This is a genomic window from Pseudobutyrivibrio ruminis, assembly GCF_015057245.1.
GTDB classification, from domain to species: domain Bacteria; phylum Bacillota; class Clostridia; order Lachnospirales; family Lachnospiraceae; genus Pseudobutyrivibrio; species Pseudobutyrivibrio ruminis_E.
The window spans coordinates 1-24,923 of sequence record NZ_SVET01000004.1; the positions used below are offsets into that span (position 1 = coordinate 1).

The 24,923-nt window shown below is 36.4% G+C and carries 14 protein-coding genes; all 14 read left to right on the forward strand.

Going from position 1 to position 24,923, the window contains the following annotated elements; all coding sequences use genetic code 11:
* The first annotated feature begins 88 nt into the window (after positions 1-88).
* Positions 89-868 (forward strand): tRNA threonylcarbamoyladenosine dehydratase, encoded by a 780-nt coding sequence (locus tag E7274_RS04860; protein WP_304174173.1) that lies wholly within the window; start codon positions 89-91, stop codon positions 866-868.
* A 4-nt stretch (positions 869-872) separates the two neighbouring features.
* Positions 873-1,814, forward strand: a complete 942-nt coding sequence (locus E7274_RS04865; RefSeq protein WP_304174174.1) for a LysR family transcriptional regulator — start codon at positions 873-875, stop codon at positions 1,812-1,814.
* A 65-nt stretch (positions 1,815-1,879) separates the two neighbouring features.
* On the forward strand, positions 1,880-2,512 hold the full coding sequence (locus tag E7274_RS04870) for a precorrin-2 dehydrogenase/sirohydrochlorin ferrochelatase family protein (RefSeq protein ID WP_304174176.1): 633 nt from the start codon (positions 1,880-1,882) through the stop codon (positions 2,510-2,512).
* A 123-nt stretch (positions 2,513-2,635) separates the two neighbouring features.
* Positions 2,636-3,979: an HD-GYP domain-containing protein gene (locus tag E7274_RS04875; protein WP_304174178.1), complete on the forward strand. Its 1,344-nt coding sequence runs from the start codon at positions 2,636-2,638 to the stop codon at positions 3,977-3,979.
* A 15-nt stretch (positions 3,980-3,994) separates the two neighbouring features.
* Positions 3,995-8,785: an ATP-binding protein gene (locus E7274_RS04880; protein WP_304174180.1), complete on the forward strand. Its 4,791-nt coding sequence runs from the start codon at positions 3,995-3,997 to the stop codon at positions 8,783-8,785.
* 37 nt (positions 8,786-8,822) lie between these two features.
* Positions 8,823-10,940: an HD domain-containing phosphohydrolase gene (locus E7274_RS04885; protein WP_304174182.1), complete on the forward strand. Its 2,118-nt coding sequence runs from the start codon at positions 8,823-8,825 to the stop codon at positions 10,938-10,940.
* A gap of 34 nt (positions 10,941-10,974) precedes the next feature.
* Positions 10,975-14,619 (forward strand): hybrid sensor histidine kinase/response regulator, encoded by a 3,645-nt coding sequence (locus E7274_RS04890; protein ID WP_304174184.1) that lies wholly within the window; start codon positions 10,975-10,977, stop codon positions 14,617-14,619.
* A 191-nt stretch (positions 14,620-14,810) separates the two neighbouring features.
* A complete protein-coding gene (locus E7274_RS04895) occupies positions 14,811-17,192 on the forward strand; it encodes a response regulator (RefSeq protein WP_304174186.1) in 2,382 nt (793 codons plus the stop codon).
* Between the two features lie 21 nt (positions 17,193-17,213).
* Positions 17,214-17,972 (forward strand): response regulator, encoded by a 759-nt coding sequence (locus tag E7274_RS04900; protein ID WP_090479512.1) that lies wholly within the window; start codon positions 17,214-17,216, stop codon positions 17,970-17,972.
* 9 nt (positions 17,973-17,981) lie between these two features.
* Positions 17,982-22,220 carry a hybrid sensor histidine kinase/response regulator gene (locus E7274_RS04905; RefSeq protein ID WP_304174188.1) on the forward strand — a complete coding sequence of 1,413 codons (4,239 nt, stop codon included), beginning with the start codon at positions 17,982-17,984 and terminating at the stop codon, positions 22,218-22,220.
* A gap of 207 nt (positions 22,221-22,427) precedes the next feature.
* Positions 22,428-22,727: an STAS domain-containing protein gene (locus E7274_RS04910; protein WP_304174190.1), complete on the forward strand. Its 300-nt coding sequence runs from the start codon at positions 22,428-22,430 to the stop codon at positions 22,725-22,727.
* 16 nt (positions 22,728-22,743) lie between these two features.
* Positions 22,744-23,442 carry a response regulator transcription factor gene (locus tag E7274_RS04915; RefSeq protein WP_304174191.1) on the forward strand — a complete coding sequence of 233 codons (699 nt, stop codon included), beginning with the start codon at positions 22,744-22,746 and terminating at the stop codon, positions 23,440-23,442.
* Positions 23,443-23,477: 35 nt separating this feature from the next.
* Positions 23,478-24,323 (forward strand): sensor histidine kinase, encoded by an 846-nt coding sequence (locus tag E7274_RS04920; RefSeq protein ID WP_304174193.1) that lies wholly within the window; start codon positions 23,478-23,480, stop codon positions 24,321-24,323.
* 14 nt (positions 24,324-24,337) lie between these two features.
* Entirely contained in the window at positions 24,338-24,922 is a 585-nt protein-coding gene (locus E7274_RS04925) for an SH3 domain-containing protein (protein ID WP_304174194.1), read from the forward strand.
* Position 24,923: the final 1 nt, after the last annotated feature.

Below are 24,923 nucleotides of genomic sequence, written 5' to 3' on the forward strand. Positions count from 1 at the left end.
GTCTTTAGACTCCAGTGCCGGTAACAAGCCCTTATAGGGCTAGAACAAACCACCGGCTAAGCCGGTGGTTTTGATTATAGAGGTAATTATGTTAAATCAGTTTTCAAGAACAGAACTTCTTCTTGGCAAGGAAGCCATGGAGGAGTTGGAGAATAAAAGAGTTGCCATTTTTGGAATTGGCGGTGTCGGCGGTTATGTTTGTGAAGCCCTTGTAAGAAGTGGTGTTGGCCATTTTGATTTGATAGATGATGATAAGGTTTGTTTGACAAATCTTAACAGACAAATCATTGCAACACGTTCTACAGTTGGTAAGCACAAGGTTGATGTTATGAAAGAACGTATGCTTGATATCAATCCAAAGGCAGATATCACTGTTCATAAGTGCTTTTTTCTTCCTGAAAATGCTCAGGAGTTTCCATTCGAAACATACGATTATGTTGTGGATGCAGTAGATACAGTTACTGCTAAAATCGAAATTATTATGCGCTGTAAGGAGCTTGATGTTCCAGTAATCAGCTGCATGGGAGCAGGAAACAAGCTGGACCCTAGCAGATTTAGGGTGGCAGATATTTATAAAACAACAATGTGCCCTCTCGCAAAAGTAATGCGCCGAGAGATGAAGAAGAGGGGCGTTAAGCATTTAAAGGTTGTGTTCTCAGATGAAAAGCCAAGGCGTCCAATTGAGGATATGGCCATTAGCTGCAGGACAAATTGCATTTGCCCACCTGGCGCAGAGCACAAATGCACAGAGAGAAGGGATATACCAGGTTCTATAGCATTTACACCTGCTGTAGCAGGCTTGGTTTTAGCCAGTGAGGTTATTAAGGATTTAACTAACGGATTTAGCAGAGACAAAATAGGGGAATAAAACTATGACATTACAACAAGTATTGTACGCGTTAACTATTGAAGAAATGGGGTCAATGAACAAGGCAGCGGAGAAGCTATACATTGTTCAGCCTACACTTACCAGTGCCATTCAAGAGCTGGAAAATGAGGTGGGACTGACCATTTTCATGAGAACCAATAAAGGTGTTATCGTAACACCTGAGGGGCAGGAATTTTTGGATGACATCAGAGGTTTCTATCGTCAATACGATATTGTAATGCAAAAATATAAGGATGAAGGTACATACAAAAGAAAGTTTGGTGTATCAACTCAGCACTACACATTTGCTGTAAGAGCCTTCATTGACATGGCAAAAGAATACGATATGAATCAGTTTGATTTTGCCTTGAGAGAGACCACAACTCACAATATTATAAAGGACGTCAGCACTCTTAAAAGCGAAATCGGTATTTTGTACATCAGTGAGCATAATAGAAAGGCTTTGAATAAGCTTTTTAATGAGCATTCTGTGGAGTTTCATCCACTTATTAAGTGTCGAGCTTTTGTTTACTTATGGGGAGAGAATCCACTTGCTCAAAAAGAATATATTACGTTTGATGACTTGAAGGATTATCCTTGTCTTTCCTTTGAACAAGGAGAAAATAGTGAGTTTTTGGCAGAAGAGATTCTTAGCGAGAATATATATCCTCAGACTGTAAGAGTTACAGATAGATCAACAATGCTTAACCTGGTTCGTGCAATGAACGGTTATACTCTGTGTTCTGGAATTGTATGGGGCGACTTGAATAGCGACGGATATGTGGTTGTTCCTTACAAAGGAGATGAAGAGAATCCTAATAGTATTATGGAAATAGGCTATATCACCAAGAAAAACTCTGTAATGAGTAAGATAGGTGAGCAGTATCTGGAAGAGATAGATATTGCATTATCTCAAATTGATAAGAGCGTTATTTACGAAGAATAGTTTTTTCACATATTTTTGCTATAGTGTATACACTGATGATGAGAAAACGTATCAAGGAGGCTGATATGGCATATTTTCCAATGTTTGTAGATATAACAGATACTAATTGTCTGGTTGTAGGTGGCGGTGATGTGGCCCTTAGAAAGGTAAATGTACTTCTGGATTTTGGAGCAAAAGTACATGTGATTGCCAAAGAAATCTCTATGGAATTGGCTGCTTTATCTGAGGAGACGGATCATCTGCTCTTAGAACAGCGCGAGTTTACGCCACTTGACCTTCAGGATCGCAAGTTGGTTGTTGTTGCAACTAATGATAATGAGCTCAATGCTCAGATTTCTATGATGTGTAACGAAGGCGGTATCCCTGTCAATGTGGTGGATGACAAGGATAAATGCTCATTTATTTTCCCATCATATTTGAAGGAGCAGAATTTAGTAGGAGCATTTTCTAGCAGTGGCAATAGCCCTGCCCTTACTCAGTTCCTTAGAAATAAAGAAAAAGAAGTGCTTACGCCAAAGCTTGGAGAGCTTAACGAGATGCTTGGCAGATGGAGACAACCGATTACAGAGCTGTTTCCACTGGAAGCATCTAGAAAGAGTGCATTTGAACAGCTTATCGATTATGCACTTTGCTATGATGGAATTCCAACTGATGAAGAGGTTGAAGAGCTGCTAGGCGCTATTAGCATGACATTATAAACATATCTAAGAAAAAGACCTTGAAAAAAGGTCTTTTTTTGTGTATTTTTTGTCAAAAAAGACACATTTTTGCAAAAGTTGGGTACAATAGAAGTGTTATTTTATATAACGAGGGGTGAGAGTATGAGTACATTACAGAAAACCAGAAAACTAATAAAAAGATTGTTTATAATCTTAGGAATTTCTTTTGCTGTCATCATTATTTCTTTTGTATTTCACGTGATTCAAGTTAACAAGTTTAATAGCCAGGAAAGATATTATACACCAGATACTGTATCCATGGATGTTATAGCGGATATTCATCCTAGGGGGATGCTTACAGATTCTTGGGAAAAGAATGATGCTTTCGATAATATGGTCATTAATGGCAAAATCTATGAAGCTACTATAGTAAACAATTCAAAGTGTCTCTTAACAGATTGGCAGTTGAAGGTATATGTTCGGGAAAGCTGTTGGATTAATAATGCCTGGAATGGGACTATGGAAATTCATCAGTTTAAGAATGGCGTAGAAAACATTCAGACTTTAGATTTGAGAGATTATAACGCAAGTGATATTACTCTTGATTATTATTTGGCAGGACAGGATTTGCTTATTCCTCTTAATAGTGGTGATTATTATATATATCATCCAAAAACAGGTAGTGATTCTGGAGAAGTACCAATTAAGTCAACATCGGAGCTCTCAGGTCAGTCCAACATTGGATTTATCCTGTATAGTCTGTCTGGGGACAATGATTTATCTGACTATGTAATGACATATCATCTTACTAAATCTTATTTTGCAGGCACAGCTGGAATGATATTTGTTGTACTTATACCGGCATGGATTTTACTGATAATTGTATCTGCAATAATTGGATGGATTATTTTAGGCTTCGAAAGTACTGTGAATTATCAAACCCAGATAATAGATGACATGTTTACAATCTGTAGCAATCTTGCAGATGAAAAGGATTATTATCACAAAGAACATTCTAATAGAGTTGCAAAATATTCTAAGAAAATTGCTGAAGCAATGGGAATGGATAAGCATGATTGTAATGTAGTGTATTATGGTGCACTCCTTCACAATATAGGTAATTATGCAGTACCGGAAAGAGTTTTAGGAAAATCAACCAAGCTCACAAAGGATGATGAGAAAATTGTACAAATACATACAATTAAAGGTGCAAAATTGCTTGAAAATGTGAAGATGATACAGCTGGCACCTGCAGCAGCATTGTATCACCATGAACGCTTTGATGGAAAAGGCTATCCAATGGGCAAGAAAGGGGAGGATATTCCTTTAATTGCAAGGATTATTGCTGTCGCTGATGCCTATGATGATATTAGTCACGATAGAGAATATCGTAAAAAGTATAATCTAGAAGAAATAAAATTATTCTTTAAAGATAATTCGGGAACATGGTTTGATCCACTTATTATAGACGTGTTTCTAAAAATTATTGATACCATTGAGGAATAGTTGGGGAGTTTTTAAATGGTTAACATAGATAAGAAAAAGCTCAAAATTTTAATACAGGGTATAGTAATTATACTATTGAGCAGAGGGGGAGCACATCTACTGGAATTTCCAGGAAATCTGAACCTTACAGGAATTATTTATGCCTCTTATTACGGAGGATGGATAGTGGGCCTTCTAGCTGCAATCATTGGTGGCCTTCTAGCTAAGTTTTTTGTGGCAGGAGATATAGTTTTTATTGTTATCGATGCTTTAATGGCTATTTTAATTTATTTATTGAGCAGAAATAATAGATTTTTTAATAGGTTTTTCTCTACGATAAGCTTAGCCCTTACATTTGCAATATTGCAAGGAACTATGTTGACTGTTGTATCGTATATCAACTACCCAGAGTATGCCGGAAACTATCTAATAGATGCGTTAGCAGCTTATATTACGAATTTAGGCGGCAGTCTGTTTTCTTGCATTGCTATATGCAGTCTTTTTGTGTCTTTTGCAGACGCATTTGTGAGCTGTATGCTTATTTATACAGTCAGAAAGCTTTATAAATGGTATTTCAGAAAAAAGAATTCATCTAAATTGAAAAAAGCATTGGGAGCGAAAGTTACCTTGACGCTTTTGGCAATTTCTACAGCCTTAGCATTTATTGGTCCAATAAATGCTAAAGCCGAAATGAACATCAATTTTGTTCAACGTATATACAATAGTGATAATGGTTTAGTTGGTGGATGTGCAAATGATTTGGCACAGACTTCCGATGGAAGCATGTGGGTCGGTACATACGGAGGCTTGTACAGGTTCAATGGCAAAAACTTCGATTTGCTTGATTCCGTGGCATCTATTCGATCTGTACAGTGCTTGTATGTGGATGAAAATGATAGGCTTTGGGTCGGAACCAATGGGGCAGGTCTGTCTGTGGTTCATGACGATTTGTCTGTAGGCGTGTTAAATACTGATAATGGGTTGTCAGCCAATTCTGTACGAGCCATTGTTGAAGATGGCAAAGAAAACTATTTTGTAGGAACTACAGCAGGGCTCGAAATTGTAAAAGTTGAAGATGAAAAACCAGTAATCATTAAATCCTTTGATGATATTGGTTATGTATCAAAGGAAGCTGCTGATAGCAATGGGCATGTTGCTGTACTTGATACTGTTGGAAATATTACTGTTTTTTCTACAGATAGTTATGAGGTGGAAAATTCATTTGAATGTAATGAAGCGACTACAATAGCTTATGATTCTAAAGATAATTTATATATAGGCACAGATATGCAGTGTATCTACAAATATGAGTATGTTGATGGAGCCTACAACAAAATAGAAACTATTGATACTCCTGATTTTACATATATTAATGAAATGTATTTTCATCGTAACGGTTTGATTTACATTGCGGCTGATTCTGGAATAGGATTTGTAGATGAAGAGGGGAATGTAAGTCATATTAACACAGGAAGATTTGATAGCTCTGTGGAACAAATATTTGAGGATTATCAAGGAGATTTGTGGTTTACCTCTTATCGTCGTGGATTACTATGTTTAAGTCAGTCTGCTTTTGTTGATACATTTGGTGTTTATAATATTTCACCAGCGGTAGCAAATGTTATAAAAAACAAAAATAATCAGTTTTATATTGGAACTGATGATGGACTTGTAATTATAGATTATGTCACTGGTAAAGCTGTATACAATGAGATTACTGAATTTTACGCGGAAACAAGAATTAGATCAATGTCGGAGGACAAAGATGGCAATTTAGTTATAGCTGGTTATGGCAAAAATTTAATGGCTGTTTCAGATACTGGAGAGTTTTATCAATATGTGCAGGATGAAAATCAGATTACAGATAGAAAACAGCGATTTTTACTAACTCTATCAGATGGTAGAATTCTGGTTTCTAGTGAAAGTGGATTAACTTTCATAAAGGATAGAAAGATTGAAAGCACACTTGAACTGGGAAATGAACTAGATAATGCAACAATTTTAAATGCTTTAGAGCAGGAGGATGGCACACTACTTGCAGGCAGTGACGGTGATGGAATAGCTGTTATAAAAGATGGCAAGGTTGAAAAATATATAACGAAAGAAGATGGCCTATGTTCAAGTGTTATCCTCAGAATAGTGGCTGATAAAGTTGGAAATGGCTATTTTATAATGACTGGAAGTGGGCTTTGTTATATGAATCAAAAATATCAGATTCGAGAGTTAACAGGCATACCATATTTTAACAACTTTGATTTATATCAATCGGAAAGTGGCAACGTATTTATAATTGGCGGAGCAGGTATTTATGTAGTTAGATATGAAGACCTGATGGCAGGCTTGTCAGCAAATGTCTATAATTTGTTGGATTCTAATAAGGGGCTGCCAGGAAGCCTTACAAGTAATGCATGGAATTATGTTTCTGAAGATAATACAATTTTCCTTTGTGGAAGCACAGGAATATATTCATTGAATCTTGATAATTATGGAATGAATATTGATTCATATAAGGCAAAGATAACAGGTGTTTCTTATGATGGAGAATACGTGCCTGTTACCACGATGGATGAAATAGTTATTCCTAGAGGAGTAGAGAGGGCAGATTTTACCTTAGATTTAAATAACTTCACTCCTAGTGATCCGTATATACGATATTATCTATCGGGTGTTGATATAGAAAAGACGAAGGTTTTAGCAAGTGAACTAGGAACAATATCCTATTACCGTCTACCTTACGGGACATATAAGTTTAATATAGAAGTGTTGAATGACGATAATAGAGTTCTAGTAGAACAACAATATACAATTATAAAAGAACGAGAAGCATATGAAACTACAGCATTCAAGATATATTTTTATCTAGAAGTAAGTTTAATAGTTTTTGCAGTAATAGTTTCATTTGCAAATGGAACCGTATATACGTTAACCAAAAAACAAAATATTGAGCATGAGGAAGTTGTAAAGAAATTACAAGCTGAAAAAACTGCTGCCTTGGAAAGAACCCTTAGGATGGAAGAAGCGGCTAACAAGATGAAGTCAGAGTTTTTGGCTAACATGTCTCACGAAATCAGAACTCCTATTAATGCAATTATTGGCATGGGAACTATGATTACAAGAGAGTCAAAGGAAGAAACAACAAAAAAATACGCAAGAGATATAAGAAATGCCAGTAAGACTTTGCTTGCTCTAGTTAACGATATTTTGGACTTTTCAAAGATTGAATCGGGTAATCTGGAATTAATTGAGAGTGATTATGATTTAAGCATACTAGTTAACGATTTGATTAACATGATTAAACCAAAGGCTGACGATAAAAAGCTTAGCTTTAATGTTGATATAAATCCGGATATTCCTCAGTTTTTATTTGGCGATGAGGTGCGAATAGAGCAAATTATTATCAATATTCTGAGTAATGCCGTTAAGTATACGCAGGAAGGTGGCGTTACATTTAAAATGGATTATTCTCGAGAGTCAGACGAGGATATTATGCTCAAGGTTAGTGTAAGCGATACAGGTATAGGCATCAAGGAAGAGGATATTGAAAAGCTGTTTTCGCCATATCAGCGTTTTGATGAACAGAAGAATAAAAAGGTTGAGGGTACAGGCCTTGGCATGAGCATTACAAAGAGTCTTCTTGAAAAAATGCATAGTCAGCTTGAGGTTACTAGTGTGTATGGCGAAGGCTCAACTTTTGCATTTTCCATTATTCAACAGGTAAAGGGAGAGGAAAAGCTAGGAGATTATAGGAAAAAGGCTGACGTTGCCGTTTCCGAAGATGCTATGGAGTCCTTCCATGCTCCAAATGCCAACATTTTGGTAGTTGACGATGTAGAAATGAATTTGATTGTCGCAAAGAATCTTTTAAAGCGTATTCAGATTCAGGTTGATACAGCACCTTCAGGACCGATTGCGGTAGATTTATGCCATACTAAAAAGTACGACATTATATTCTTAGATGCAATGATGCCTGGAATGAGCGGCGAGGAAACATACGCAGCCATTAGAAAGGCTTGCTCGATTAATAATGATACTCCTATCATTGTTCTTACTGCAAATGCAGTAAAGGGGGCAAAGGAGGAGTACTTGGCAGTAGGTTTTTCAGACTATTTGTCAAAACCAATAGATGGTCTTAAGTTTGAGGCCATGATAGAAAAGTACTTGCCAGATGATAAGAAGCAATTTGATGTTGAACGAACAGACGAAGAAGAGAATGATTCTGATGGGGACGGGGACAGTATTTCTGGTTTGCGCCAGATACCAGAAATCGATGTTGATTCAGGAATCTTGGCAGCAGGAGATGTAGATACTTATCTTGTAGTTTGTAAAAGCTTTTACGAAACAGCCAAGGAACGAATTCAGATGATAAAGGATTATTATGATGGCATGGATATTAAGAATTATACTATTCAAGTTCATGCATTAAAGTCATCTGCAAGACTTATAGGTGCTAATGATTTATCTGAAAAGGCGTTGGCGCTTGAAATGGCTGGAAAGGATAAAAACGTAGATGCGATAATCGCAAATACGAATCAGGTATTAGATATTTACACAAGGATTTACAACCAAATGATAAATATCTATGAGAAGGAAGCTGAAGCTTCTGATAGTGAAGAGCCTAAGCAGGAGATTTCGCAGGAAGAATTGAATGACGCGTATGAGGCATTGAAAGAGTTAGTAACACAAATGGATTATGATTCTATAAAAATGCTTATAGAAGAATTAAATACTTATAAATTGCCAAGTGATGATGAAAAAACAATATTTGAAATCGAACGGTTATTAAAAGTGTTTGATTGGGATAAAATAGAGGAATTGTTGCAACTATGATATAATTACATAGGGTTATATTAAGGGGTTTTGAGTGATGAAAAAATTTGATAAAAATGTTATTTTGAATTTCATAACAATGATTGGCGGCGTTACTGTTAATTTTTTGCTTTCATTCCTGATGTATAAAATGGGGCTGCCAATGTATTTGGATTCTATTGGAACGATTGCAACAGCAGCGGTATGCGGCATGCTGCCAGGTATTTTAGTGGCGGTTATAACAAATCTTGTTTGCTGCATATATAATCCTCTTGCGATATACTACGCTATCCTAAGTGTTCTTATGGCAATTGTTACATCTATTTATACTCATCGTAATTATTTAAAAAAGAAAACTCGCGTTGCAGAATATCTTCTGATTTTGGCATTAATTGCAGGGGGATTGGGAGCAGGTGTGCAGCTTTTGTTGATACATCATCCACAATATGCCGAGGTATCACATGTCAGTGAATATATTTCAACTAGATATTCTATCAATCTATATGTTTGCTTTTTTGCAGTTAACATAATTCTAAACCTAATAGATAAAGGCTTATCTGCAGGAATTGTTTTTGGGGTCCTTAGATTAGTTCCACAGAAAAATCTTGATGAGATTTGGGACATTGGTTGGCAACAGCGTCCTTTATCAGCTATAGATATGAAGAGGATGAAAATAGCCTCAAAAAAGAATAGTGCTAAATTACAAAAAAGAGTTTCGAGTATGCTCATTACTGCAGCAATAACTATGTCTGTGATAATGAGTGTAATTAGCGTGCAGCTATTCTATTCTGATGTTAGAGAGCGTTACATCGCCAATGCAACAGGCGCCGTTAAAATGGCAGCAAAGGTGATTGATCCAGATAGAATTGATGCTTATGTTATCAAAGGACATGAATTAAGTGATTACATAGAAACAGAAAATGCTTTGTATGATATCAGGGCAAATTTTGAGGGCGTAGAGTATCTTTATGTAATCAGAATGAAAAAAGATGGCTGTCAGGTGGTGTTTGATTTGGCTACCGAGGAGGTAGAGCCATATGACAATGGAGATATGATTCCATTTGAAGAAGCCTTTGAGCCTTATTTGGACGATTTATTTGCTGGCAAGGAAATTGAGCCAGTAGAATCAGACGATATATCAGGGTGGATAATCACTAAATATTATCCGGTAAAAGATGCTGATGGAAACACTGTTTGTTATGTTGCAGCAGATGTACAAATTAAATATCTTTCAGGCTATCTGAAGGATTATATTATAAAAACATTTTTGATATTCTCCGGATTTTTCTTACTAATACTGGCTTATGGTATGTGGCTATCCAGATATCATTTAGTTTATCCAATAAACAGTATGGCTGCCTATACAAGTGATTTTATGACGGAAAATGACAATCAGACTGCGCTGGAAGAAAATGTACGAAGAATAAAAGCACTAGATATCCACACTGGAGATGAAATTGAAAATCTGTATAAGGCACTTTGCAAAATGACGGAAAGCACAGCGGAAAAAATGAAGGATGTTCGTCAGCAGGCAAAAGCTATCAACCAAATGCAATCGGGTCTTATCATTACGATGGCGGATTTAGTTGAAAATAGAGATTCGGACACAGGATATCATATTCTGAAAACTGCAGATTATGTAAAGATTATATTAGAGGGACTTCAGAAGAAAGGCTATTATTCTAAAAAGCTCACTCCAAAGTTTATCTCAGATGTGGAAATGTCAGCACCTTTGCATGATATAGGAAAAATAAATATACCTGATGCTGTGTTAAATAAGCCAGGAAAGCTTACAGATGAGGAATATGAGATTATGAAAACTCATACCACAGCAGGTAAGCAGATTATGGAGAAGGCAATAAGTACAGTTAAGGGTGAAAGCTATTTAAAAGAAGCAAGAAATATGGCTGCTTACCATCATGAAAAATGGGATGGTAGTGGATATCCAGAAGGGTTAAAAGGGGAAGTTATACCTCTTTCAGCAAGAATAATGGCAGTGGCAGATGTCTTTGATGCCTTGACAGCAAGAAGAGTTTATAAGGAACCAATGCCATTTGAAAAAGCTATGGATATTATTATAAAGGACTCAGGAACACACTTTGATCCTAAATGTGTTGAGGTATTTGCTGAATCAGAAAAAGAAGTTAGGAGAGTCTTAAAGAAGTATCAGGAATAACTATAGTTTAAGCATTTACGGGGGGACCTAGTGCATGAAACATAATAGCAGCAGGAAATATTTTGCCATTGGAATAGCAGCAACTATATTTATGGCTACAAATGTTTTTGAATCGCCTTACATATATGCATCAAATGTAGAAGATGTAGATGAGGTTTCTTCTGCCACGGAAAATTTAGAAAAAAATGGTGGAGGCTATGCTATTTCCAATCAGTTGGAGGGAGTAGGATATGCGGTCAGGCTTTATGATGCTACAAATGGACTTCCTACGTCGGATGCAAACTGTGTTCTTGCTGATAGCAATGGCTATATATGGATAGGAAGCTATGGCGGCGTAATAAAATACGATGGCGCAACATTTGAAAGACAGGACTCTTCAGATGGTTTGACCAGTGCAAAAGCCTTATATGAAGATAGTAATGGAAGAATATGGGTAGGTACAAATGACAATGGTATTGTTGTTATAGAGGAAGATAAAAGAACACAATATACATACAAGGATGGTTTGCCTTCATCCACAATCCGCTCTATTGCTGAGGATGAAAATGGTTCGATTTATGTAGGAACAACAAATGGTATTTGTTATTTTGATTCAGATTTTAATATATACAACATTGATGATAGCCAATTACTTAATAAATACATTAGTTACCTGTACGCAGATTCTCAAGGAAGAATCATAGGAAATACAAGGGATGGAGATGTATTTGTCATAAAGAACAATAGGGTTGTTTTCTTTTGGACAAGTCAGGAAATAATAAGTAATACAGTATCTATTGTTGGAATGGATCCAGACAATGCAGATGGCATTTACCTTGGCGATGATTCTGGAATTTTGTATCACGGAAGCATTTCAGATGGATTAAATAATCTAGAGACAATAGATTTATCAGCAGATACAACAAAGCTATCTAATATTACATATGTCTGTGGACGAATATGGATAACAAGTGACAATGTTTTAGGATATTTGGATGCTGACAAAGAATTCCATGTAGTTGAGACCAGTCCGTTGTATAGCACTGTTGAAATTATAACAGCTGATTATCAGGGCAATCTGTGGCTGGCATCAACAAGACAAGGTGTTGCGGAGGTGGTCACCAGTAATTTCCAGAATATAACAGATTTGGCGGGCCTTGAGCAAGAAGTAGTAAATTCCACTTGTTTGTATAAAGATAATATTTATATTGGAACAGATAAAGGTCTGCGTATTTTAGATGGCGATTTTCATGTGGTAGAAAATGACCTGACGAATATACTAATCGACACACGTATTCGTTGCCTCATGGAGGATGAACATTCAAACCTGTGGATATCTACATATACAAATGGATTTGGTTTGATTTGTTACGGCGCGGATGGACAGATAACACAGTACAACGAGGATAATGGTTTTATTAGTAATGGTATCCGTTGCACTTCTATGCTAACAGATGGTTCTATTGCAGTTGGCACAAATAAAGGTGTGGCGATTATTGAAAATGGACTTGTAAGAGAAACAATAACAGCAGATGATGGGCTGGAAAATGAGGTCTGTCTGTCTGTAACAGAGGGAATAAACGGAAACATATACATTGGCACCGACGGCGCGGGTATATTTGAATATGATGGTATTGGGCTATCTAAAATAGGAAGAGATGAGGGATTAACATCTGATGTCATTCTAAGAATAAAGCCTGATAAAAATAAAAATGTTGATTGGGTCATCACTTCTAACTCAATCGAGTATATAAAAAATGGAGAAATATATCCTGTTAAGACATTTCCTTATAACAATAACTTCGATATATTTTGGGATAATAATGATAATTACTGGATTCTATCTTCATATGGATTATACTGCGTTGAAGCAGATATGATGCTTGATGATTCAATTGTAGAATACTCACTGTACAACACTGCCAGCGGCTTGACTAGTATACCAACAGGAAATGCGTATAGTGCCTTAGATGAAAATGGAAATCTGTATATAGCTGGACGAAGTGGAGTTAATCTAGTTAATATCAACAATTATTTTAAACAAACCAGCGAAATAAAAATCAGGGTAAAGGACATTACGTATGATGGAATCAGTGTGCTTCCTGATGAAGATGGTAAATACATTATTCCTGCCGATGCAGGCAGAATTCAAATGAATGCTGCTATTTTAAATTATACTTTGTCTGATCCTATGGTAAGGATATACCTCGAAGGAGATTCTAGTGAGGGTATTACTGCTGTTCAGAGTGAATTAGATTCTCTTGAATATACTGGTTTGGCATATGGAGAGTACACTCTTCATTTACAGATTATTGATGATGCTACAGGAACAATATATCAGGATTCCACATACAGCGTAGAAAAGAAACCACATATTTTTGAGCTGATGGTTGTAAAGATTTTACTATTAATATTTGTGGCTCTTTTGGTGGCGCTATTTGTATGGAGATTGATGACAAATACCATAATACGAAGACAGTATAAAGAAATCCAGGCTGCCAAAGAAGAAGCAGAAAGAGCGAATAGTGCGAAATCCCGTTTCTTAGCCAATATGTCGCATGAAATACGTACGCCTATTAACACTATTCTTGGAATGGATGAAATGATTCTTAGAGAGGATGCTAAAGGTGTAGACAAAAAGTATTCTATGTCTGTAATTAATTACGCATTAGATATTCGATCTTCAGCAGAAACACTGTTAGGGTTGATAAATGACATTTTGGATATTTCTAAGATAGAGTCAGGAAAAATGCATCTTATTGAGCAGGAGTATAAGCCTGCCGAACAAATACGCTCCATGATCAAAATGATTAGGGTAAGAAGCGACCAAAAAGGTCTGAGCTTTGATTTGGATATTGATGAAAATATTCCATGCAAGCTATATGGTGATTATGGAAAGATAAAGCAGATAGTTCTTAATTTACTTACAAATGCAGTTAAATATACAGATGAGGGAGGCTTTACATTGTCTGTAGCTATGATGGAACAGACAGTGGGAAAGTGCAAGCTAAAGTTTGCAGTAAAAGATACTGGTATTGGAGTAAAGCCTGAGGATATGGATAAATTATTTTCGGCTTTTGAAAGACTGGATGAAGAAAAAAGTAATGGAATTCAAGGTACTGGACTGGGACTTGATATTTCAAAACAGTTTGCAGAGTTAATGAATGGCACATTAACCTGTGAGAGTGAGTATGGAACAGGCTCTACATTTACATTTATAGTAGAGCAGGAAATTGTTGATGCAACTCCTATAGGTGATTTTAGCGAAGACGATGCTTTGGTGGTTAATGGTCCTTATGTGCCATCTTTCGTTGCACCGGATGCCTCAGTGCTTGTTGTTGATGACGATCCTATGAACCTGACAGTTATAAAGGGGTTGTTGAGAGATACAAAAGTTTTTGTTACTACCGCAGAATCTGGTGAGGAATGCTTGGAAAAACTTAAATTTGGAGAGTATGATGTTGTATTCCTGGATCATCTTATGCCAGGAATGGATGGAATAGAAACAATCTCAAAAATAAGAGAACAAAATCCCGAGCTTCCGGTCTATGCCTTTACTGCAAATTTTGTTGCAGAAGGAGATGATTTTTATGAATCACATGGATTTAATGGGTATTTAACGAAACCAATAGATGGAATGGCTTTAGAGAAGACCATTCGAAAGCATATAAAAGATGAGATAGTAATGGAAAGTAACTAGGAAAGCAGTCTTAAGGTGTTTGATTGGGCTAGGATGGAGAAAATTCTCCAGGGGAAACTAAAGTGATGAATTTTTTGAGAGAGATACAATTAAGTGTAATGCTATTTTTGAGTGGGGCTTGTGGCGTGCTCATATTATTGACCTCCTTCACAAAAACTATGTCCGCCTCACGAAGACGTGCACTTGTCTATATGCAAGTAGTGTCAATGCTATTGCTACTGTTTGATAGAGAGGCATATATATACAGAGGCGATGTTAGTGAGCTTGGCTATTGGATGGTTCGCATAAGTAATTTTGCAGTTTTTTTATTCTCATTGTGCGGAACACATTCTTTTAATTTGTATCTGATAGACTTATATAAAGGAAAAGATAAACTAAATCGTATTCCAAACACATTGAGATATTGCGAAGTCTTTTTTTTCTGTGGGCTAGTACTATTAATAATTTCACAGTTTACAGGATTCTATTACACGTTTGATGAAAATAATCGTTATCAACGAGGAGATGGCTATTTACTTTGCTATTTGATGCCAATGTTAATATTGACACTTCAATTAATAACGATTTTAAAGTACAAAAAGGCATTATTAAGAACGGAATATATACCAGTAATACTATTTGTCGGCTTTCCATATATAGCTACCATAATACAAATATTTGCATATGGACTATCACTTACAAATATTTCTATGGTAGGAATGGTTGTGCTTTTGTATTTCTTTGAGATTAAAAATCTCAATACTCTACAGGAAGCGAAGCAAAAAGCAGAAGAAGCAAACACAGCAAAATCCCGTTTTCTGGCAAATATATCACACGAAATACGTACTCCTATTAATACAATAATGGGAATGAATGAGATGATATTAAGGGAGGACGCAACAGAAGTACCTAGAAAGTATTATCAGAATATAACGGAATTTGCCAAATCAATTCAGGTTGCATCAGAATCCTTGCTCAGTCTGGTAAATGATATTTTAGATATTTCACAGATTGAGTCGGGAAAAATGAAGTTGGATGAGCATGAATATGATTTGGAAAGCTTTTTAAGAAATATTATTACCAACATAAGAAAAAAGTGCGAGGAAAAGGACTTACAGTTTATTGTAGACATTGATAAGAATCTTCCACAAAAAGTCTTTGGAGATGTAAACAAGATTAGGCAGATAGTTTTTAATATGCTGACAAACGCTGTAAAGAATACAGAGGAGGGCTCTATACAATTCATTGTAAAACTGGTGGAGCGCAAACAGGAGGATTGCAAAATCTCATTTATTACAACTGACACTGGAATAGGAATGAAAACCGAAGAAAAGGAAAGATTATTTTCGGCTTTTGAATTAATGGATGTTGTAAAAAATAGCAATATTCAAGGTTCTGGTTTAGGGTTAGATATATCACGTCATTTTGCAACCATGATGGATGGAAAACTGGATTGTGACAGTGAATATGGTAAAGGGACAACATTTACATTTGAGATATCACAGAAGGTCATAGATAACGAGCTTTTGGGAAATTTTGATGAGAATCTGGAAGAAATACCTAAGGGAAATTATATTCCAAGATTTATTGCTCCTGATGTAAGTGTGCTTGTTGTTGATGATAATCCAATGAATTTATCAGTTATAAAGGGGCTACTTTCGGCAACAAAGATGTATATTGTGACCGCCTCGTCGGGTGAAGAGTGTTTGGAAAAAATAGAAGAGGCAAATTACGATATTGTTCTTTTAGACCATATGATGCCTGGTATGGATGGGTTAGAGACAGCAAAAAGAATTCGTGAGAAACATAAAAGACTGCCAGTTATAGCACTTACAGCAAACTATATTTCCAATGGAGATGAATTCTATACATCCCATGGATTTGATAGCTATCTTCCAAAGCCAGTAGATGGAGCAACATTAGAAAAAACTATTAGGGAGTTTTTACCTAGCAATTTGGTTATGGATGTTGATGCATCAGATATGCCGGTTCAATCTATGGAATTACCAACGGAATATCAGTGGATTAATTCGGTAGAGGGAATATCAGTAGAGGATGGCATACGTTTCAGCGGAGGAGCAGAAGGGTTTATAAATGCTCTAAAAATGTTTGTGGAAACGCTGGAAGGAAATATTGATGTAATACAAAAGGCATTTAACGAAAAGGATCTTAAGTTTTACACAGTAAAGGTTCATGCACTAAAGAGTTCAGCCAGAATAATAGGTGCCTTGGAATTATCAAATCAGGCTAAAAAACTTGAGGATGCAGGAAAAGCTGGAGATATTGATTATATTTTAAGTAACAATAATAAATTATTAGATGCATATAAATCATTCCAGGATAAATTTTCAGGATTATTTTATAAAGAAGATGACAAAAATAAACCTTTATTACCGCCAGAAGAATTAAATGAGGCAATCAATGCCATTAAAGAACTTGTTCCACAAATGGATTATGATGCTATCGAAATGGTAATGGAGCAGATACATGAATATAAGCTTGAAGAAAAAGATGCAAAGGCTTTTGCAGATATAGAAAAAGCATTAAAAACATTTGACTGGGACAAAATGGAAGAATTATTAAACAATATGTAAATAAATGGAGGACACTTACTTATGGGGCAAGACAAAATTTTAATTTTAGGTTCAAAGGAATCATTTATTATTCGAGTACTTTTAAAGAAACTGGCAGATGCTGGCATTGATGCTGAGTTTACAACTCTTTCGGTAGAAAAGATAAATGATTATTGGGAGGATATTTCGCTTGTTACCTTTTATATGGAACAGGATGAAAGACTCGATGATGAAATAAGAACATTTCTTGTAGATAAGATGGAGGATGATGACAAACAAATCATTCTCATTGGCGAACCCAATGATACAGATGATGTAGCAAAGGGAATACCATCGGATTTGATCTTTGAAATACTACCAAGGCCGCTAGATTATTCTAATTATATTAATATCGTAAATACGTATACAAAGAAGGCCTCAACAGGCGAGTTGAAAAAGAGCATTTTAGTAGTAGACGATGATCCTAATTACATGAATCTTGTTCGAGAATGGTTGAAAGATACCTACAGGGTTTCTATGGCAACTTCCGGGCTTAGAGCAATTAAATGGCTTGGAGCAAACAAAGTGGATTTGATTCTGCTTGACTATGAAATGCCAGTAACTGATGGTCCTCAGGTTCTGGAAATGCTTAGAGCTGACGACGATACAAAGGATATTCCGGTAATGTTTCTAACGGGACGAGATGATAAAGAGAGTGTTATGGCAGTTGTGTCATTAAAACCAGAAGGCTATTTTTTGAAAACGATAGGAAAAGATGAATTATTAAACAAGCTTAAGATTTATTTTATGTCGAAGGAATAGACTTTAATTATGACTATGATGAGTAAAAGAGCAGGAAAAATAATAGTTTCTTTTGCTTTAATATGTTCACTTGGTTGCTTCTTTACTAGTTATTTATGTGCAAGGGAAATTGATTCAGAAAATGATAGTGTTCAGATGGGTGGAGGCTTTGCTGCTACAGGGCAATTAACGCAAGTAGGGTATTCCACCCAGGTGTATGATGCTGTTAATGGGCTTCCAACTTCGGAGGCAAATTACGTTTTATCAGACAAGGAAGGATATATCTGGATAGGCGGATATAGTGGAGTTATGCGCTACGATGGAAATACCTTTACGCGCTTTACCTCTACTGAGGGCCTAACAAGTGGAAGAGGAATATTTGAAGATTCTGAGGGCGGTATTTGGATAGGAACTAACGATAATGGTGTAGTCTATTTTGATGAATATAGGCAACCAACTCATTATAGTAAAAAAGATGGTTTACCTTCTGCTTCGATAAGAACATTCGCAGAAGACTCAGAAGGAAATATATTCATAGGTACAACTGAAGGAATAGCATATGTAGATTCTAAAGGGCAAATACTTACAGTTAATGATAGCAGAATAAACACCGAGAGAATTTTACGTTTATCAACAGATTTAGATGGTACTGTATATGGATATACCAAAAATGGTTCAGTATTTTCTTTAAAGGATTGTAGTGTCTCAGAATTCTATACTGGGGAGGAGCTGGGTGAACAAAGCATTACTAATATATATGCAGATCCATCAAGCTCAGAAAAAGTATATATAGGTGTTAATTCTGGAAAAATCTATTATGGTAAATTTGGTCTGAAGCTAGATGATATGGAAGAAATATCTGTAGCACCTTTGGATAAAATTAAATGGATAGAATTAGCATGTAACAGAATATGGGTGGCTTCTGAGAGTGCTTTGGGCTATTTGGATGAAAAAAATGTATTTCATTTGTTAGATGATATTGCGGTAGAGAGCGGAATAGAAATGCTAACTTCTGATTATCAGGGAAATATTTGGGTTGCATCCTCAAGGCAGGGGGTTATGAAGCTTGTGGCCAATAGCTTTTCAAACATTACCTCTAAGGTGGGTTTAAGTGAAGAGGTTGTAAACACAACATGTGTGTATAATAATTCACTGTATATTGGCACAAATGCTGGACTTAGAATTATAGATAATTTTTCTACAGTTATAGAAAATGATTTAACGGAGTATCTGGGAAATGCAAAGATCAGGTGCATAATCAAAGACAGTAGTAATAATCTTTGGATTGCTACCTTTGAAAATAAGTATGGTTTAGTTTGCTACAAATCAGATGGAAGCCTTGAATCCTTTACTATGAATGGTGGAATGCCAAGTAATGAGATTAGATGTGTAGAAGAAGCGAAGGATGGAAGCATAATTGCTGGAACAAATGGCGGTTTAGCTATTATCAAAGACTATAGTGTTGTATCTACAATAGACAAGTCGTCGGGTATAAAAAACACGGTTTTTCTCGATGTTGAAGCGGGGCAAGATGGTGAGATATATGCAGCAACAGATGGTGATGGAATATATGTAATTAAGGATGATGAAATTGCAAAGCTTGGCGAGGATGATGGACTTACAAGCGACGTAATAAACAAAATCAAATGGGATGACAGCAGAAATGTTTATTGGATAATTACATCAAATTCCATTGAATATATGAAGGAAGGGAATATAAAAGAGGTATCAACCTTTCCATATAACAATAATGACAATATTTTCTATGATAAAAATGGAGGTCTATGGATACTTGCATCAAATGGCGTTTACTGGGTTGATGCATCTGAAATGCTAAGTGATGATGTACAAAAGTATAAACTATTTACTATTTCAAATGGACTTACCAGTATACCTATTGTTCTGGAATATAGTGATATAGATGAGGATGGTAACCTATATATTGCTGGAATGAATGGTGTTTGTGTTGTTAATATCAATAACTATTACCAGGGAAATTTGTGGATAAAAACTGGAATAACAGATATTTACTGCGATGATCAGTATATTTCACCTGATTTATATGGTACATATACTATTCCAGCAGTTATGGGAAGAATACAAATAAGACCGGCAATACTTGATTATTCCATGGTAAATCCGTTGGTAAGAGTTTATTTGGAAGGCAATCCAGACAAAGGCTTTATTGGATACAGAGACGAATTAACCACGCTGGAATACACAGGGCTTCGATATGGAAATTATAAGCTTCATATTCAGCTATTGGATGAGGCGTCAGGAGAAATAATTCAGGATAATACTTATGCAATTATTAAAGAACCGGTTTTCTTTGAGAGAACAGCTGTAAGGGTGCTATTGGTCGTTTTGCTTGCAGTAGTTGTGGGCGTCGCAGTTTGGCGCGTTATGACATGGACAGTTATTCGGCGACAATATATGGAAATTGCAGCAGCAAAGGATGAGGCGGAACGAGCTAATTCTGCAAAATCCAGATTCCTTGCAAACATGTCCCATGAGATTCGTACACCTATTAACACAATTATGGGTATGGATGAAATAATTCTCAGGGAAAACCCAGAAGGAGTTCCTAGAGAGTATTTGATGTCCGTTATCAATAGCGCGATGGATATTCGTACAGCCTCGGAATCATTGCTTAGCCTGATTAATGAGATTCTTGATATATCTAAAATAGAATCAGGGAAAATGCATTTGGTGGAACAGGAATATGAACCAGTAGAACAACTACGTGCCATAATCACTATGATTCGAGTTCGTGCAGAACAAAAGGATTTATCATTCGATGTAGAAGTGGATGAAAATATTCCTAGTATTTTGTATGGTGATTTTGGAAAGATTAAACAGATAACACTTAACCTGTTGACGAATGCAGTTAAATATACAGAAAAAGGTGGATTTACACTTAAAGTAGCAGTGACAGATGATCCAGAAGAATATTGTGATTTACGCATTTCTGTTAAAGATACTGGAATTGGCGTGAAGGAAGAAGATTTAGATAAACTGTTTACAGCTTATGAAAGACTAGATGAAAAGCGAAACAGTGGAATTCAAGGCACAGGACTTGGATTGGACATTTCACGTAGATTCAGCGAATTAATGGGCGGAAATCTTTGGTGCGAAAGTGTCTATGGTGAGGGCTCTGAATTCATTTTTACCTTCCGACAAAAGGTAATTGATAATACTCCTATAGGTGAATTTAAGGAGCGAGAGGAAACTACTCCTCCAGGCTTTTATGCACCTCAGTTTATTGCACCAGAAGGCGAATTATTAGTTGTTGATGACAGTCCAATGAACCTAAATGTCTTTAAGGGACTTCTTCGAGCAACACAAATAAAAATCACAACTGCTTCAAGTGGATTGGAGTGTTTGGAACTGTTGGAGAAAAAACAGTTTGACATTGTTCTTTTGGATCATATGATGCCAGAAATGGATGGTATTGAAACAAATGCCATTATCAAGGAAAAATATCCAGATTTACCGGTATATGCTTTGACTGCAAACAATATGTCGGATGCAGATGAGTTTTATAAGTCTCATGGTTTTCTTGGATATTTATCTAAACCTATTGATTCCTTTACAATGGAAGCAACTTTGATGAGGCATCTTGGAGATAAAATAATTCAAAAGCCAGCAGAGGAATTAGAAAAGAACGAGCCTACCGACTTGCCAGATGATATGCTTTGGATTAGACAGGTGGATGGTTTGGATGTTGATGAGGGTATAAAAAATTCTGGCGGTGTAACGGTATATGTTATTTCAATCAAAGATTACTATGACACAATTGATTTAAATGCTGATGCTATCGAGGAAGCATATAATGCCGGAGATATCAAGCTGTACACAGTAAAGGTACATGCTCTTAAGACCTCAGCAAGAATCGTTGGAGCTATGGAGTTATCTGCATTGGCTGAACAGTTAGAGGATGCAGGAAAGAAAAACGATTTAGATTTTATTAATGGACAAACTAAAAAGCTGTTGGCCGATTACAGAAGGTACAAAACTTTGCTTTCCAAATTAGAAGCCAGCCAGGAATCCCAAGGTGAAGAGGATAAAACTCCAATTAATCCTGAGGAGCTGAAGGAAGCCTACGAAGCTTTAAAAGAACTTGTGCAGCAGATGGATTTCGATGGGGCTGAAATGGTGCTTTCTGAAGTGCGCCAGTTTAAGCTTGGCGACGAGGATAACAAGAAAGTATCAGAACTTGAAAAAGCTTTGAAACGATTTGATTGGGATGCCATGGATAATTTGCTTTAGGCGGGAATAGAAATGTAAGAATATTGATGTAAAAGAGTCTCATTAGTTGGGACTCTTTTTTGTGTGAATGTTGTATATGAAACACAATGTTTAACAGAAAATTCAAAATTTTCAGACGGGGATTATGTTACGATTATATAATAAGGTAAGGTGTTATTATAGACGAATTGTAAGTAGATATATAAGACTGGAAGGGGGCAATGAATTATGACGGTTAACGAAAGAATGGAAAGTGACAAAATTGTACTTGAAGTGGAAGGCAAGGTAGATCGTTTGACTACACAGACACTACAGGATGCAATTCTTTTGGCTTTACAGAAAATGAGTCAGCTGGAAATTGATTTTGGTGGAGTAAGCTATATTTCCAGTGCAGGACTTCGTGCACTTCTGATGGGACAAAAAACTGCTCAGTCTAAGCAGGGACGTATGTATCTAACAAAAGTTACTGAACCTGTACAGGAAATTTTTAATATGACAGGGTTTAGCAGTTTCCTAGAAATTCAATAAAGAGAAAGCGGGAAATATGGAAAAGAAGGTTTTAGTTATTGAAGATGACGAGGATTTGAGCTTTATCTATAATGTTCGTCTAAAAGACGCAGGCTATGAAGTGGATATAGCTGTTGATCGCCTAACCACAGAGGAAAGAATATTATCCTGTGAATATGACATTATTCTTATGGATATGATGTTGATAGGTACAACGGGGTTGGAACTATGTCCTTTTATTCGTGAGCATACAAACGCTCCGATTATATTTATTAGCTGTGTTGGAGATAATGTAAGTAAGATTGAGGCTTTTGATGCCGGGGCTGATGATTACATGGTAAAGCCAATAGATTATGAAGAGTTGATTTCTCGTATGGCAGCCAACATCAGACGAGCGAATTCCAGTGAGCCTACAAGAGGTATAGAGGGGATTCGACACTTTCAACAGTTTGATATCAATGAAAAAATCCACACAGTATTTAGCAAGCATGGTGGTGAAAGAAAACGAGTGGACTTATCTCCTACAGAATATAATCTATTGCTACTATTTGTTGATCATCCGGACGAACTGATTATGTATGACAGAATGTATAGGGAAATATGGGGGTGCTCTGATGAGGGAGATGTAAGAACGGTTATGGTACATGTGTCTAATCTTAGAAAAAAGATAGATGTGGAAAAACGAGATTGCATACATACAGTAAGAAGTGCAGGTTATATTTTCTCAGATAGATAACAGATGTGATTGTAAAATAGAACATGGAGAAGAGTATGAGAACAAGTTTGCAGAAATTATTATTGGCATTGATGTATACGGTGTTCATCGTTGGAATGATTAGCTTTTATCAGGAACAATTGTGGATAATTTTTATTTGCTTTGTTGGTTTTGCAGTATGCTCTGTACAGTACGCAAAAGCCTGTAAAGAAGAATCGGTTGATGAGCTGGAAGAAGAGAAAGAAAAGAATCAGTCCTTAACTGAAAGATATGATGACATTAAAGAACGAAATAATAGGATGAAGACTGAGTTCGAAAATCAGGTTGAGCTTAAAGAACGAAAAATTGAAGCGGCAGATAATGAAATTACTGATTTAAGCAACAGATTAGACGCTGCTATAAAATTTGATAATCTTAAAGGCATTTTACCGGAGTCCGCCAAGCTTACATCGGATTTTGATGAGGTAGCTATTACGCCTGTAATTCGACAAGTTCTAAGGGAATTTCATGAAAGAATGAAAGCCTCGGGAATTACAATGCAAATTTCAGAGCCTAAAGAGGATGTATATGCTAGGGCAGATGAGGGTAGTCTAAGGGTTCTTTTCAGAAATATTATTGATAATTCAGTGAAGTTTGCAGGCTATAACGGTAAGCTGGTGGTGACTATAACAAATGCACCAAAGGAGACTATCGTTGTAATTAGGGACACGGGAGTTGGTGTACCTGATGAGGAATTGAAACATATTTTTGAAATAAATTATCAAGGTAGCAATGCAATAGGAGGCAGTGGCCTTGGCTTGGCTCAGGCTAAAGCAATAGTCGATTATCTTGGCGGAATAATATACGCCAAAAGTTCAAAGGAAGATGGAATGGGAATATTTGTACATTTGAAGTCTGATTAAAATGGGGAAAGAATATGAACAGATTCGTATATACGTTAACAACAATAGCATTTTTAGTAATAGCGATAATTACCGCTTATATGGTAGTAGAGAAAAATCACTCGGGGTCAAAGGCACCTGTTGTGGCAGAAGTGCAGGAGCAAGAAGAAACTACTGAGGTTGCAGTAGAGGAAGAGCCTGTACAAGAAGAGGTAGTAGAGGAAGAACCTGCGGTGGAGGAGCCAGTTGAGGAAGAACCGGTAGAGGAAGAACCGGTTCAGGAGCCTGAAGAAGAGGTGGAATATTACACCTATAAAGTGGTGGGGGCAAGCTGGCTTCACTTAAGAGCTAATCCGGGAACGGATAATGAAGCGGTAGCGACTGTTCCTAGGGGATACACAGGATATGTTGTAAAAATGACAGGTCATTGGACTCTTATATGTGCTGATGGTTATATAGGCTATTGTAGTGACACTTATCTTGAATTTGAACAGATAGATGAAAGCGAATTTCCCGATGAGTTAAAGGGCTATGATGAAAATGACGCTGGAACAACTATCGCTGAAGGCAAAATAGGACCAGTGGAAGAAGCAAACGAAAAGAATGTTAAATGGCGTTAAT

Bases quoted from the DNA above. Each gene is read 5' to 3' on its own strand.
- E7274_RS04920 (WP_304174193.1), top strand. From the start codon at position 23,478: ATGAGAACAAGTTTGCAGAAATTATTATTGGCATTGATGTATACGGTG.
- E7274_RS04925 (WP_304174194.1), top strand. From the start codon at position 24,338: ATGAACAGATTCGTATATACGTTAACAACAATAGCATTTTTAGTAATA.
- E7274_RS04875 (WP_304174178.1), top strand. From the start codon at position 2,636: ATGAGTACATTACAGAAAACCAGAAAACTAATAAAAAGATTGTTTATA.
- E7274_RS04910 (WP_304174190.1), top strand. From the start codon at position 22,428: ATGACGGTTAACGAAAGAATGGAAAGTGACAAAATTGTACTTGAAGTG.
- E7274_RS04895 (WP_304174186.1), top strand. From the start codon at position 14,811: ATGCAAGTAGTGTCAATGCTATTGCTACTGTTTGATAGAGAGGCATAT.
- E7274_RS04880 (WP_304174180.1), top strand. From the start codon at position 3,995: ATGGTTAACATAGATAAGAAAAAGCTCAAAATTTTAATACAGGGTATA.
- E7274_RS04900 (WP_090479512.1), top strand. From the start codon at position 17,214: ATGGGGCAAGACAAAATTTTAATTTTAGGTTCAAAGGAATCATTTATT.
- E7274_RS04890 (WP_304174184.1), top strand. From the start codon at position 10,975: ATGAAACATAATAGCAGCAGGAAATATTTTGCCATTGGAATAGCAGCA.
- E7274_RS04905 (WP_304174188.1), top strand. From the start codon at position 17,982: ATGACTATGATGAGTAAAAGAGCAGGAAAAATAATAGTTTCTTTTGCT.
- E7274_RS04885 (WP_304174182.1), top strand. From the start codon at position 8,823: ATGAAAAAATTTGATAAAAATGTTATTTTGAATTTCATAACAATGATT.
- E7274_RS04915 (WP_304174191.1), top strand. From the start codon at position 22,744: ATGGAAAAGAAGGTTTTAGTTATTGAAGATGACGAGGATTTGAGCTTT.
- E7274_RS04865 (WP_304174174.1), top strand. From the start codon at position 873: ATGACATTACAACAAGTATTGTACGCGTTAACTATTGAAGAAATGGGG.
- E7274_RS04870 (WP_304174176.1), top strand. From the start codon at position 1,880: ATGGCATATTTTCCAATGTTTGTAGATATAACAGATACTAATTGTCTG.
- E7274_RS04860 (WP_304174173.1), top strand. From the start codon at position 89: ATGTTAAATCAGTTTTCAAGAACAGAACTTCTTCTTGGCAAGGAAGCC.